This is a genomic window from Methyloferula stellata AR4, from assembly GCF_000385335.1.
Lineage (GTDB): Bacteria > Pseudomonadota > Alphaproteobacteria > Rhizobiales > Beijerinckiaceae > Methyloferula > Methyloferula stellata.
Map to the genome: position 1 here is coordinate 2,605,628 of NZ_ARWA01000001.1, position 12,861 is coordinate 2,618,488.

At 60.7% G+C, this 12,861-nt stretch carries 17 protein-coding genes; 11 read left to right on the plus strand and 6 right to left on the minus strand.

What is annotated here, in order from left to right:
• Positions 1-30 precede the first annotated feature (30 nt).
• Positions 31-477: a baeRF12 domain-containing protein gene (locus A3OQ_RS0112795; protein ID WP_020175792.1), complete on the plus strand. Its 447-nt coding sequence runs from the start codon at positions 31-33 to the stop codon at positions 475-477.
• 25 nt (positions 478-502) lie between these two features.
• Positions 503-922: a DUF3775 domain-containing protein gene (locus A3OQ_RS0112800; protein ID WP_020175793.1), complete on the plus strand. Its 420-nt coding sequence runs from the start codon at positions 503-505 to the stop codon at positions 920-922.
• Positions 923-1,012: 90 nt separating this feature from the next.
• Here A3OQ_RS0112800 and A3OQ_RS0112805 read toward each other — a convergent pair whose 3' ends face one another.
• The 5 genes from A3OQ_RS0112805 to A3OQ_RS0112825 form a co-directional block, all read right to left on the minus strand.
• Positions 1,013-1,675: a phosphoribosyltransferase gene (locus A3OQ_RS0112805; protein ID WP_020175794.1), complete on the minus strand. Its 663-nt coding sequence runs from the start codon at positions 1,673-1,675 to the stop codon at positions 1,013-1,015.
• Between the two features lie 15 nt (positions 1,676-1,690).
• Positions 1,691-1,867, minus strand: coding sequence for a ChaB family protein (locus A3OQ_RS0112810; protein WP_341872078.1), 177 nt, complete (start codon positions 1,865-1,867; stop codon positions 1,691-1,693).
• Positions 1,868-2,129: 262 nt separating this feature from the next.
• Positions 2,130-2,471 (minus strand): hypothetical protein, encoded by a 342-nt coding sequence (locus A3OQ_RS0112815; RefSeq protein ID WP_020175796.1) that lies wholly within the window; start codon positions 2,469-2,471, stop codon positions 2,130-2,132.
• Positions 2,472-2,603, minus strand: coding sequence for a hypothetical protein (locus tag A3OQ_RS25200; RefSeq protein ID WP_280109795.1), 132 nt, complete (start codon positions 2,601-2,603; stop codon positions 2,472-2,474).
• Positions 2,604-2,794: 191 nt separating this feature from the next.
• Positions 2,795-3,337 carry a TlpA disulfide reductase family protein gene (locus A3OQ_RS0112825; protein ID WP_020175798.1) on the minus strand — a complete coding sequence of 181 codons (543 nt, stop codon included), beginning with the start codon at positions 3,335-3,337 and terminating at the stop codon, positions 2,795-2,797.
• 250 nt (positions 3,338-3,587) lie between these two features.
• Here A3OQ_RS0112825 and A3OQ_RS0112830 point away from each other — a divergent pair, with 250 nt between their 5' ends.
• The 9 genes from A3OQ_RS0112830 (at position 3,588) to dprA (ending at position 12,573) form a co-directional block, all read left to right on the plus strand.
• Complete coding sequence (locus tag A3OQ_RS0112830) at positions 3,588-4,247, plus strand: tetratricopeptide repeat protein (protein WP_020175799.1); 660 nt, start codon at positions 3,588-3,590, stop codon at positions 4,245-4,247.
• A 107-nt stretch (positions 4,248-4,354) separates the two neighbouring features.
• Entirely contained in the window at positions 4,355-5,752 is a 1,398-nt protein-coding gene (der, locus tag A3OQ_RS0112835; protein WP_020175800.1) for a ribosome biogenesis GTPase Der, read from the plus strand.
• Between the two features lie 35 nt (positions 5,753-5,787).
• The gene (locus A3OQ_RS0112840) at positions 5,788-7,791 is read left to right on the plus strand and encodes an acetyl-CoA carboxylase biotin carboxylase subunit (RefSeq protein ID WP_026595791.1); all 2,004 of its coding nucleotides are present in this window, start codon (positions 5,788-5,790) and stop codon (positions 7,789-7,791) included.
• A gap of 5 nt (positions 7,792-7,796) precedes the next feature.
• Positions 7,797-8,273, plus strand: coding sequence for a gamma-glutamylcyclotransferase family protein (locus A3OQ_RS22285; RefSeq protein WP_020175802.1), 477 nt, complete (start codon positions 7,797-7,799; stop codon positions 8,271-8,273).
• Between the two features lie 3 nt (positions 8,274-8,276).
• Positions 8,277-9,128: a pantoate--beta-alanine ligase gene (gene panC / locus A3OQ_RS0112850; protein WP_020175803.1), complete on the plus strand. Its 852-nt coding sequence runs from the start codon at positions 8,277-8,279 to the stop codon at positions 9,126-9,128.
• Positions 9,129-9,353: 225 nt separating this feature from the next.
• Positions 9,354-10,016 carry a hypothetical protein gene (locus tag A3OQ_RS0112855; RefSeq protein WP_020175804.1) on the plus strand — a complete coding sequence of 221 codons (663 nt, stop codon included), beginning with the start codon at positions 9,354-9,356 and terminating at the stop codon, positions 10,014-10,016.
• Positions 10,017-10,200: 184 nt separating this feature from the next.
• The gene (locus A3OQ_RS0112860; RefSeq protein ID WP_020175805.1) at positions 10,201-10,518 is read left to right on the plus strand and encodes an acylphosphatase; all 318 of its coding nucleotides are present in this window, start codon (positions 10,201-10,203) and stop codon (positions 10,516-10,518) included.
• A 205-nt stretch (positions 10,519-10,723) separates the two neighbouring features.
• Complete coding sequence (gene plsY, locus A3OQ_RS0112865; RefSeq protein WP_020175806.1) at positions 10,724-11,332, plus strand: glycerol-3-phosphate 1-O-acyltransferase PlsY; 609 nt, start codon at positions 10,724-10,726, stop codon at positions 11,330-11,332.
• A complete protein-coding gene (dprA, locus tag A3OQ_RS0112870; RefSeq protein WP_020175807.1) occupies positions 11,329-12,573 on the plus strand; it encodes a DNA-processing protein DprA in 1,245 nt (414 codons plus the stop codon). Before plsY ends, dprA begins: the two co-directional genes overlap by 4 nt.
• A 67-nt stretch (positions 12,574-12,640) precedes the next feature.
• Here the strand turns inward: dprA and rpmG are convergent, their stop codons facing one another.
• The gene (rpmG, locus tag A3OQ_RS0112875; protein ID WP_020175808.1) at positions 12,641-12,808 is read right to left on the minus strand and encodes a 50S ribosomal protein L33; all 168 of its coding nucleotides are present in this window, start codon (positions 12,806-12,808) and stop codon (positions 12,641-12,643) included.
• Between the last annotated feature and the right edge of the window lie 53 nt (positions 12,809-12,861).

The window sequence follows — 12,861 nt, forward strand, 5'->3', positions numbered from 1 at the left end:
TGATCGAAGAAAAGCAGAAAGGAAACGGCGATGGAGCATATCAGGATTCCGTGGAAGAGCTGGGTGGTGGTCTGTGACGGTACGAAGTCGCTGATCTTCAGCAACGAGGGCGACGCAGAGCTTCTCAACCTTCAGCCGCTTGATATTCGTGTCGAGCCGGACCCGCCGACGCATGATCAAGGCACCGACCGGCCGGGGCGCGTTCATCAATCCAAGGGGTCGAGCCGCAGCAGCGTCGAAACCACCGATTTTCATGCCGAGGCCGAGGCCAGTTTCATACAGGATCTCGCCGAACGGCTCGACAAGGCCACGCGCGACCATGAAGTAAAACATGTGATTTTGATCGCGCCGCCCAAAGCACTCGGCATTTTGCGAAAGCATTTGACGCCGGAGCTTCAGGCTTTGGTGCGAGCCGAAGTGGCGAAGGATTTCGCGCAGCTTTCAACGGCCGAGATCGAGAAACATTTGGCCGCCTAAGAATTCGCCGGACCGGAGGAAAGCCATGGCAGAATTTTCGGACTTGTCGGTTTCGCTCGAACAATTGGGCTTTATCATTATCAAGGCCCGCGAATTCGATGTGAAGGAGGGAGTCACTGAACCCGATCCGGGCTCCAACCCGACCGACGACGGGCAGGGCGCGGTCCTTGAAGACCATGGCGACGATCCGGTCCGCGCCGAACTTGTCGGATTTATCCACGCGATGAATGAGGACGAACGCGCCGATCTTGTCGCTCTGGCATGGCTTGGACGCGGCGATGGCGAGCTCGCGGATTGGGATGAGCTTCGGGCGCAGGCGCTGCAGGAGCATAATAAGCGCACGGCGTCCTATCTGCTCGGCATGCCCATGTTGGCAGACTATCTCGAAGAGGGGCTGGCGCAATTCGACGAGTCGATCGAGGACGTGGAAGCCGAGCATCTCTAGAGCAGTGGACGTTTGAATCGTTTAAAGCGTCATGCGCGGATCACGCGTGCGCATGACGCGATTGAGAGCCCATTGCTTTGAAACAGCACATTATGCGACATGGCTTCCGCTTGAGACCGGGAATTTGGCAAGCGCGGCGATGACCTCCTCGTCGCTGACTTGCCTGAAATCGTCGTAGAAGTAGCCGACGGCGCCGAAGATTGCCGGCGCATGCAAACAGATCAAATTATCCACTTCGCCGCGAAGATCGTCGATCGCATCGGCCGGTGCGACGGGGACCGCGAGCACCAGTTCTTTCGGTCCGATCCTCCGGATGGCCCCTAACGCGGCCTTCATGGTCGCTCCAGTTGCGATCCCATCGTCGATGACGATTACGACCCGTCCAGTCGGATCGATGCGCGGCCGTTTGCCAATATAGAGCCGCCGCCGGCGTTCGATTTCGGCAAGTTCTCTTTGGCTGACCGTATCGAATTCCGCCGCGGTGATCCCGGCGGCGCGGATAATGTCCTCATTGCGGATGATGACCGGCTTCGCGCCGTCCATGACCGCGCCCATGGCATATTCCGGTTGCATGGGAACGCCGATTTTGCGGACAAGCACGAGGTCGAGCGGCGCATCGAGGGCTGCCGCGACTTCCGCCGCGACCGGCACTCCGCCGCGCGGCAAAGCGAGAATGACCGGGTGGCGGTCCTTATAATGTGCAAGCGCCTTGGCCAGTTTGCGGCCGGCATCCGATCGGTCATGGAAAGGCATCTGAACCTCCGGTCCTTATCGCTCCATCCAAACCGCGCCGGCTTTTCGATAACGCCGTTTCACCGCCGCCCATGCGACGCGATGAGCAGTTTCTTCGTGCTCCGCTTCGCTGTGATAAGCATAACCAGTCCAGGCATTGTTGAAGGCCGCGAGGTAAATTTCCTGCGCGTGAATCGGAAGATGACCGCGCACGGATTGAGGAAGATCCTCGATCGTTGCATAGGGCACCAAAAACCCCATTGTCGATAAATTGACCGTCGGCAGGATAGCACCACATCCGGCGCCGCAATTGATCCATCGCAAAGCGCGGACTCCCTCAAGTCTGCGCTGTTAGCGGACTTTATTGATAATGAGGGCGCAGCTCTACCGTCAGCCTGCGGGTACGCTTCAGGCCAAGATGCCGAAAGGGAGACCTATATCGACGGCGACCAATTTCGCCGAAGCGTAAGCGCCATCAAGCCGCTTGATGATGCAAACCGGCCGGCTTGACGCGTGATTCTCCCGTGACATCGACGTGAGCGGCGCCACTGTCGGGCAGCAGTTTCCTATCGGAGAACTTGAGATCGAGCAGGCGGCCGTCATCGGTCAGAAGCTGGAGGCCGTCGCAACCGAACACATTTTCCAATGCTGCCACAGACAGGCGGATCTCGCCCGAACTCGCAACGCCTGTTGGTTTCTTGGAGTAGCTTTCAAAATCATAAGAGGCTCGTGCAATCTGCTCGCCGTTGCGTTGGAGCACACCGCTGCCTGAGCTTCCTCCGAGATAGCGCATAAGCGCACCTTCGTGCTTGGCCATTTAAGACCCTTTCTTTGGCGTTTTATTTAAAACGGTTGCGATTTTGGTCGAGATGACCGGCGCCGTCACCGGGTCTTTCTTTTGCTTCGGCTTTTTGATTTCACGGTTGCCGTGCTTCTGCCCTTTGGCCATGAGTTCCTCCTGTTCGTAAAACAGAAAACCCCGCGCCTCGATGAGGCACGGGGCCAATAGAACGCTTCGTGCCTCAAGCGGGCTGCTGCCAGTTTGGAAGATCAGCCGACGCGAAAATGTTTCGCTGCACCATGTAAACATGGGGCGGCGCAGCGAAAATACAAGAATTCTGCGGGTCTAAGCCGCGCGGTTCATGATGTTGCGTAATAATTCAAAAGCGCGCGAGCCTCGCGTGAATCCCAATCCGCGGCGCCGATCATATAGCCACACGTGCGGCCTTCCGGGTCGATCAGATAGGACATGGGCATGCCGTAAATGGTGAAGGGGGCGGCATGCGGATCGGGGCCACCGCCCGACGGCATCGGCCGCCCGAGCACGCCCTCGGGATCAAGGCCGAGGGCGAGATGCCGAAGGTCGAATGTCTTCAAATAAGGTGCGACGGCGGATTTTCCCTGACGGTCGGTCGAGACGGCGAGCACTTGATAGCGGGCGGGATCGAGACTCGCTTGGAGCCGGTCCAGCACCGGCAGTTCCGTCCGGCATTGCGGGCACCAGCTCGCCCAGAAATTCAAAAGCACCACTTTTCCGTGATAATCCGCGAGGCTCGCCGGCTTCCCGTCGAGGTGCTGGAAGGCCACCGGGGGCGGCGCCTTGCGGGGCTCCAAAATGGTGAATTGATGCCGTGCTGTCTCGAAAAAGGGCGGATCGTCCGATGCGCATGCCCGGCCGGCCATGCTTGCGGCGCAGCCCGCGGCGGCAGCTTGACCTGCACGACGCAGGAAGGCCCGGCGTGTATCCCCATGTGTAAACTTGCGTTCCATCATGACTTGGGCATTCGTCCTGGGCATTCGTTAGGTTAAGGCCGAGATATCATGATGAATCGCGGCTTCCGTGAGGCTTGGCGACCTTTCTTTTGCTGCCCTGTCGCACTTTTTAGCCAGCCGTGCTAGCTCGACATCATGTGAGTTGGGTGAAAGGACCCCGATGGCCGATATTTTCCGTGAAGTCGACGAAGAAGTCCGCCGCGACAAAGCGGTTTTATTCTTCGAGAAATATCAATTCTGGCTGGTCGGGGCGGCCCTCCTCATCGTCGCTGCGACGGCGGGCTGGCGCATCTATGATTATTACAAGACGCAGGCTGCCGAAAAGGCCAGCGCGCGCTACGAGGCTGCCCTACAATTGGCGCATGACGGCAAATCCGCCGAGGCGGAGGCCGCGTTCGAGGCCATCGCCAAGGACGCGCCTGCCGGCTATCGCGCGCTGGCGCGGTTGCGTGCGATCGACGAGCTTTCGACGCATGATCAGGCCGCTGCGATCAAGGCTTACGAAACTCTCGCGAGCGACCCGACTTATGATTCCTCTCTCGCAGCAGCGGCACGCTTGCGCGCGGCCATGCTCGCGATCGATACAGAAGATCCGAAGGTTTTCGCGCAGAAAGTGGCGGCCATGGCGGGCCCGACCGGTGCCTTCCGCTATTCGGCCCGCGAGCTTTTGGCGCTCGCCGCCTTCAAACAGGGCGATTACGAAGCCGCAGGCCGCTGGCTCGACGAGATCGTTTCCGATCCCAATGCTCCGGCGGGTTTGCGCAGCCGGGCCGAGGCTTTCTTAGGATTCGTCCGCGCCGGGAAGCCGTCGCAACAATAAGCATGATCTAAGAAAAAGCATGATCTAAGAAAAGTTGCAGACTTTTCAGATAAGACCATGCGTCTCTTGAAGACTCCATCAGACCCAATCGGATTCACATAACTCGAATGCTCACCTTTGCCATCATAGGCCGTCCGAACGTCGGTAAATCGACCCTGTTCAACCGGCTTGTCGGCAAGAAGCTCGCGCTTGTCGACGACCGGCCGGGCGTGACGCGCGACAGGCGCGAGGGCGAGGCGAAGCTCGGCGATCTCACCTTCAACATCATCGATACGGCGGGGCTCGAAGAAGGTGCCGAGGCCACGATGGCCGGGCGCATGCGCTCGCAGACGGAGGCCGCGATCGAATCTGCCGACGGGCTTTTCTTCTTGATCGACGCGCGCGTGGGCGTGACGCCCGAAGATAATTATTTCGCCAATCTCGTGCGGCGCGCGGCCAAACCCTTGGTGCTCATCGCCAATAAGGCGGAAGGAAAGGTCGGCGAAGCGGGCGCCATGGAGGCTTTCGATCTCGGCCTCGGCGATCCCGTGCCTTTGTCGGCCGAGCATGGCGAAGGCATGGCCGGACTTTACGAGGCCGTGCGCGAAGCCTTTCCGATCGAGACGGCGGAGCCCGAGGAAGAGATTGCGCCGAGACATGTCGTGCTCGCGGATGATGAGGACGGCAGCGAGCTCGATCTCACCAAACCTTTGCGCATTGCGATCGTCGGCCGGCCCAATGCCGGCAAATCGACTCTGCTCAATCGCATCCTCGGCGAAGAGCGACTTCTGGTCGGGCCCGAGGCAGGCCTTACGCGCGATGCGATCAGCGTCGATTTCGAATGGCACGGCCGCAAGGTGAAATTTTTCGACACGGCTGGCTTGCGCCGTCGTGCCCGCGTCGAGGATAAGCTCGAAAAACTGGCCGGTGCGGATGCTTTGCGCGCCGCCAAATTCGCCGAAGTCGTCGTGCTGCTGCTCGACGCGACGATCCCCTTCGAGAAGCAGGATCTGACCATCGCCGATCTCGTCTATCGCGAAGGCCGTGCGCTCGTCATCGGCCTCAACAAATGGGATCTGATCGAGGACAAGAGCCAGCTCGTGCATTTGCGCGAGGAGGCATCGCGGCTTCTGCCGCAGCTCAAAGGCACATTCGTTGTGCCCGTGTCGGGGCTCGAGGGGCAGGGGCTCGAGGCTTTGATGCATGCCGTCATCCGCGTGCATGAGATCTGGAACAAGCGCATTTCGACGGCGAGGCTCAATCGCTGGCTCGCCGATGCGCTCGAACGCATGCCGCCGCCGGCTGCCGCGGGCCGCCGCATTAAGATCCGCTACATGACGCAATTGCGCGCAAGGCCGCCCTATTTCATCATCTTCGGCAATCAGCTTGCGGCCTTGCCTGTGAGCTACGAGCGCTTTCTGATTAATGGGCTGCGGCAGGCTTTCGATCTGCCCGGCGTGCCGATCCGCATTTCGAAAAAGACGAGCGAGAATCCTTACGGCGACAGAAAACGCCCGCAGAGATAATGTCTTCGGGCGACATGAGACCGGTTCGCCATTCGATGTTCAAGAAAATCCTCATAGCCAATCGCGGCGAGATCGCCTGCCGGATCATCAAGACGGCGCGGCGCATGGGGATCGCGAGTGTCGCGGTCTATTCCGAGGCCGATCGCCGGGCTTTGCATGTGAGCCTCGCGGACGAGGCTTTTCCCATCGGCCCCGCACCTGCTGCCGACTCTTATCTTTCGATCGAAAACATCATCGAAGCCTGTAAAAAGTCCGGAACCGAAGCGGTGCATCCCGGTTATGGATTCTTATCCGAGCGCGCCGATTTCTGTCGGGCGCTGATGGCGGAAGGCATGACTTTCATCGGACCGAGCGCGGCTGCGATCGAGGCTATGGGCGACAAGATCGCGGCGAAGGCTTGTGCCCACAACGCCGGTGTTGCGATCGTGCCAGGCTCGGGAGGTGCCATCGCGAACGCGCGTGACGCCGTGGAGATCGCTGAGGCCATAGGCTACCCGATCATGATCAAGGCTTCCGCCGGCGGTGGCGGCAAAGGCATGCGGATCGCCGCCTCGCGCCAGGAGGTCGAAGACGGTTTTGCGCGCGCCGCGTCGGAAGCCAAAGCCGCCTTTGGCGACGATCGCGTCTTCATCGAGAAATTCATTGAAAGCCCGCGCCATATCGAGATGCAGATCCTCGGCGACAGGCATGGTCATGTCGTCCATCTCGGCGAACGCGAATGCTCGATCCAGCGCCGCCATCAGAAAGTGATCGAAGAGGCGCCGTCGCCCTTCGTCGATGCGGTGATGCGCGAGGCCATGGGCCGGCAGGCCGTCGCGCTCGCGCGGGCCGTTGGCTATGACTCGGCCGGCACGGTGGAATTTATCGTCGGTGCCGACAAGCGCTTTTATTTTCTGGAGATGAACACACGGCTGCAGGTCGAACATGCGGTGAGCGAATGCGTGACAGGTCTCGATCTCGTCGAGCATATGATCCGCATTGCCGCGGGAGAGCCGCTGGCGCTGAGCCAGGACGATGTCACGATCAAAGGCCATGCTATCGAGAGCCGGGTCTATGCGGAAAACCCGCAGCGCGATTTTCTGCCCTCGACGGGCCGGCTCACGCGATTTCAGCCGCCGCCCGAAAAGGCAGATGAGACAGGCGCCTTGCGGCTTGATAGCGGCGTGATCGAGGGGAGCGAAGTCACGGTCCATTATGATCCGATGCTTGCAAAGCTCATCACTCATGCGCCGGACCGCGCGGCCGCGATTGCAATGCAGGCCGATGCGCTCGATCGTTTCGTGATCGACGGCGTCGCGCATAATCTTTCTTTTCTCGGCGCGATGATGGACCATCCGCGCTGGCTGGCCGGCGATCTTTCGACGCATTTTATCGCGGACGTCTTTCCGCACGGCTTCGCGCCACACTTGCCGCAAGGGGAAATGGCACGCGCGCTTGCCTGCGTGGCGGCCTCGATCGATCATGTCACCGAGATGCGCGCCTGGGCAATCTCAGGGCAGCTTGATGCGCATGAAGTCAGGTCGAGGGCGCTCAGCGTTTTCCTCGGCAATCAACGCTTCGACCTCACGCTTGAAAAAGCAGAGGGTGGTGATTTGATCGCACGGCTTGAAGAAGACAATTGGTCTTGGCGCTGCCGATCCGGCTGGGTTCCTGGCCTTGCTTTATGGGAAGGCACGGTTGAGGGACAAAGCCTCGTCGTGCAGGTTCGTGTGGCCGCCAATGGCATGCGCCTATCGAGCCGTGGCATCGAGGCGGAGGCGCGTGTCATGACGCGCCGCGCGGCTGAGCTCTTCGCCTGCTTGCCGCGCAAGCGGGCTGAAGACGCTCCCAAAATTCTTCTGTGTCCGATGCCGGGCCTGCTCAAACTGGTCCATGTCGCGCCGGGCCAAAGGGTCGCCGCGGGCGAGGCGCTTTGCATGATCGAAGCGATGAAAATGGAGCATGTCCTGCGGGCCGAGACCGGAGGCATCGTGAAAGCAATTCTTGTGAGCGCAGGCGATCTCATCGGCGTCGACATGCCGATCCTGGAGTTCGAGTAAGGCTCATGCTCTATTTCGCCTATGGCTCGAACATGGACACCGAGGCGATGCGGGCGCTTTGCCCGAAGTCGCGCGCGCTCGGTCTCGCGCGGCTGGCGAAGCACCGGATCTTTGTCATGGAAGAGGGCTATGCGTCCGTTCGTGCGGAGGCGAGTGCGATCGTGCATGGCGTGCTTTATGATCTGGCGCTGAGCGATGTGCCGGCGCTCGATCGTTATGAAGAAGTCTCGCGCGGGCTTTATCGAAAAGTCACGCAGCCCGTGTTACGGACGGGTGCTGCGCCGGTCCGGGCCTTGATCTATGTCGGAGGCAGCCGGATGGAAGCCGTGCCGAGGCCGGATTACTGGCCGGCCATTCTCAAGGCGGCGCGGGATTGGGCCTTGCCGCAAGCCTATGTTTCTCAGCTCGAGACGCTGGGCGGCATCCCGAGTGTTGAAGCCGCGCCCGGCGCCCGGCGCGCGATCAAGTTGAAAGGCATTTGACGCATGGCAGCTCCGGTTCCGATCGCGCATGATGTTGCGAGCCTCAGGGCGCAGCTCTCGGCTTGGCGCGCGGCGGGCGAGACCATCGTGCTCGTCCCAACCATGGGCGCGCTGCATGCCGGACATGTTTCTCTCGTCCATGCCGGCAAAAGCCATGGCACGAAGATCGTGATGTCGATCTTCGTCAATCCGACGCAATTTGCGCCGACCGAGGATCTTTCCACCTATCCGCGCAGTCTTGAAGCGGATGTCGCAAAATTCACAGAGGCCGGCGGCGATCTCGTCTTCGTCCCTTCTGTCGATGTCATGTATCCGCAAGGCTTCGCGACCACGATCTCGCTCGCGGGACCCGCGACCGTCGGTCTTGAAGACAGGTTCCGGCCGACGCATTTCGCAGGCGTCGCCACGGTGGTCGCCAAGCTCTTCAATCAATGCCGTCCCGATGCCGCGGTCTTCGGCGAGAAGGACTATCAGCAGCTCAAAGTCTTGACCTGCCTCGCGCGCGATCTCGATTTTGAAACGAAGATCGTCGCCGCGCCGATCATGCGCGAGGCCGATGGCTTGGCCCTCTCGTCGCGCAATGTCTATCTCTCGGCCGAAGAGCGCCTGCACGCGCCGGCCTTGTATCGGGCGCTCACAAAATGCGCCGAGGCCATCAAAACGAGGCAGCCGGTCGAGGCCGCGCTGGAAGAAGCTCGGATCGCTATTGCCGGAGCCGGATTTGCCATCGATTATGTCGAGGCGCGGCATGCCGAAACCCTGGCGTCGCTTGATCAATTGGCCGGCGCGCCGGTGCGGCTTCTCGCCGCCGCGCGGATCGGCAAGACCCGTCTCATCGACAATATTGCTGTATAGAGCGCTTCCAGCCGTCTCAGCTTCCCCTGCCAAATCAAGTGACTTGCCGCTTCCGCCGCCGACCTTTAAATGAGGCACCTTATTTGCTGGGGCGGGGTGGACCAGGTGGGTTTTCCTCAACCGGAGAGGTCCGGCTGAGGAAAACCGCTTGGATTCCAACTGCCCCAAAGGGTTAGCGCTTTTCGGACCGGCAAAGCCGGCCGCACCGTATGAAGGATCACCTGCATGCCTACCGGTTACGACCTCAAATTCGCGAAAGCCTTTTTCGACCTGCCGGCCGAAGGGCGGCTGAACAAGATCATCGACAATTCCTTTCCGTCGTGGATCGAGAACTGCAATACCGGCGTCAGCCTGATCTACGCCAATGCCTGCAAAATGATGGAAGGCGTCACCGAAAAGGTCCTGGAGACGGACGAGGACCATCTTGGCCCCTTCGAGGTTTTCGCCTCGAGCACGGCATATGAGGTCGAGACCGGCTACGATCTCTATAATCCGGACACCGGCGCGATCGTCCCGCTCAACGAGAAAGGCGAGGACGGCTATTTCTACATGCTTGAAACCGGCATCCGCTCCATGAGTTGCGATGACGGCGTTCTCGATCCGCGCTGGCTGATCCCGGAAAACCCGGAAACGCGCCCCTATCTCGTCAAGAAATACGGCAAGGTGTTTTCGGCGCAATTGCGGTTCTGGTCCCATGATTCCGAGACCTACAAAGCGCGCTACGACGAATATAAGGCGATGATGGCGAAATTCCCCGATGTCAAGGTCGTCGAGAAGGAATTGACCGCGAGCCTCCGCAACAAGTTCCGTTTCCGGCCGAAGCGGAAGGAAAAGATCGATCTCGTCGAGACGAAAGTCACGGCGATCGCGATCGGTATCGATTTCTAACCAAAGGTTGGGCGCGCTACTTCTCCCGCTTGCGGGAGAAGGTGGCCTGACGAAGTCAGGTCGGATGAGGGGTCGTTGGAGCTGAAAGAACGCTCATCCGCTTCATTTCATCAGCACCTTCTCCCGCAAGCGGGAGAAGGGACGCGCCGCTCCATTGCGTTCTTCAAGATGATGATCTGCTACCATGGCTGAAGACCCGGCATCTCCTCAGCTCATCCTCCATTTGACGATCAGCGGCCGTGTGCAGGGCGTCAGCTATCGCGTCTGGCTGAAGGCGGAGGCGGACGCGCGCGGCGTAACCGGCTGGACCCGCAACCGCGGCAACGGCGATGTGGAGGCGGTTTTGGCCGGTCCTCCCGAAACGGTCCAGACGCTATGTGAACTCTGCCGCTCGGGGCCGCCCATGGCGCGCGTCGATCAAATCCTGATCGACGAAGCGGAGGCGTCGGTTCTGGAGCCCGGCGGCCCGCGCGATTCCTTCGTCATCCTGCCGAGCGTCTGAGTCCGCGATCGGAGGAAAGGATCCCTCATCCTGAGGAGCGAGCCATAGGGCGTTGCGAAGCGACGCCCGTCGCAAGCAACGGGCTATGGCTCGCGTGCCGTCGCCCTTCGAGACGCTGCTTTCAGCAGCTCAAGGGTGAGGGCGCTTTCCGTGGACTCATTTGCCAAAACCGCGATAGGGTCTTTGCAATCTTGTTTGCTTATGGATGTCCCGCGTGATCGGCTCCTTTTCAGCCTTTGTCTTTGGGTATCTCTGCGGCTCCATTCCTTTCGGCATTATTTTGACGCGGCTCGCCGGCACCAAGGATCTGCGGGCGATCGGCTCCGGCAACATAGGCGCGACCAATGTGTTGCGTACCGGCCGCAAGGATCTGGCGGCGCTCACACTCCTGCTCGACGCGCTGAAGGGGACGTTCGCCGTTCTGGTTGCGAATGGTCTCTGGCCGGTGAGCCAAACCGAAATCCCGGTGGCTCTTTGTGCCGCTGCCGGCGCCTTTCTCGGCCATCTCTTTCCGGTCTGGTTGCGCTTCAAAGGAGGCAAGGGCGTCGCGACTTTTCTCGGCTGTCTCTTCGGGCTGCAATGGCAGGCGGGGCTCGCCTTCGTCGCCATCTGGCTCGGCGTCGCCGCGCTCACCCGCTATTCCTCGGCGGCGGCTCTCAGCGCCAGCGCCTTGGTGCCCGTGGTTCTCTTGGGCTTGGGCCAAGGCCAGAAGGCGCTTCTCTTTACGGGGCTCGCCGTGCTGCTCTGGATCATGCACCGCGCCAATATCATGCGGCTTTTGGGCGGCACCGAACATAAGATCGGGCAGGCATGAGCGCAGCCACGCAGCTCTCCGATCGCGAGCGCTTCGATTGGCTGCGCTTGTCGCGCTGCGAGAATGTCGGGCCGCGCACCTTTGCCATGCTGCTGAAGCGCCATGGCAACGCGGCGGCGGCGCTCAAGGCGCTGCCAAGCCTTGCGGCGAAAAACGCCAATGGCCGTGTGCTGCGGCTTGCCAATGTCGAGGATATCGAAGCCGAGTTCGAAGCGGCGGAACGCTGCGGCGCGCGTTTCATCGGCTGGTCCGAGCCGGACTATCCCTGGCTTTTGCGCGAGATCGATTCGGCGCCGCCAATGATCGCCATTCGCGGCAATCCCTCCGTCTTCGCGCGACCGACAGCGGCGATCGTTGGCTCGCGCAATGCCTCGGCGGCGGGGCTCGCCTTTACCGAGCGCCTCGCGCGCGGTCTCGCCGAAGCGGGCTATGTCGTGGTCTCGGGCCTTGCGCGCGGCATCGACGCACGGGCGCATCGCGCTACGACCGAGAGCGGCACGATTGCCGTGCTCGCTGGCGGTCACGATAAGATCTATCCGGCCGATCACGAGAAACTTCTGGAGCAGCTTCTCGAAAGAGGTGCTGCCATCAGCGAAATGCCGTTTGGCTGGGAAGCGCGCGGCCGGGATTTCCCACGCCGCAACCGTATCGTCTCCGGGCTCTCGTCCGGCATTGTCGTCGTCGAAGCCGCAAAAAACTCCGGCTCGCTGATCACCGCGCGCTTCGCAGGCGAGCAGGGACGCGAGGTCTTCGCGGTGCCGGGATCGCCGCTCGATCCGCGCGCCGAGGGCACCAATGCTCTGTTGCGCGATGGCGCGACTTTCTGCACGAGGGTTGAGGATGTGCTCGACGCGCTAGCGGCGCGGCTGCAGGCGCATATGCGTCATGGCGATCTCTTCTCTGAGCCGAGCGCGACGGAAAATCCGAATGAACCGCTCTGGGATGAACTCGATCTCGACGAGGGTTTGGAGCCGGGCGCGGTACCTAAGACTCACTCTCCGGATCGGGCGCCGGCGCCTTACGGCATCGAGCAGACAGCCGATGAAGCCGACTCTGCCGGTGCCGAGCCCTTTTCGGGACCGGAGCGGATCATCGGTCTTTTAGGGCCGTCGCCGGTTTCGATCGACGAATTGGTCCGCGCGGCGGACATGCCCGCACAAGCGATTCGGGCAATCCTGCTCGAACTGGAGCTGGCCGGCCGCCTCGAACGGCATGGCGGCAATCTCGTCTCGCTGGTTTGACTATTCAATCACTACGCGAGAAAATTTATATAAGTATTTGATCTTATAGAAGAAGTGAGCTGACCGCTCACTTGATCTTGGTTTCCTTGAACTCGACATGCTTGCGCACGACGGGATCATATTTCTTGAACGTCAGCTTCTCGGTCTTAGTGCGGGCGTTCTTTTTGGTCACATAGAAATAGCCCGTGTCGGCAGTCGACAGGAGCTTGATCTTGATCATCGCGGCCTTAGCCATGGGATATCCTTAAGCGCAAACGACGGCGAATGCCGTAGACGCCGGCTTCGACC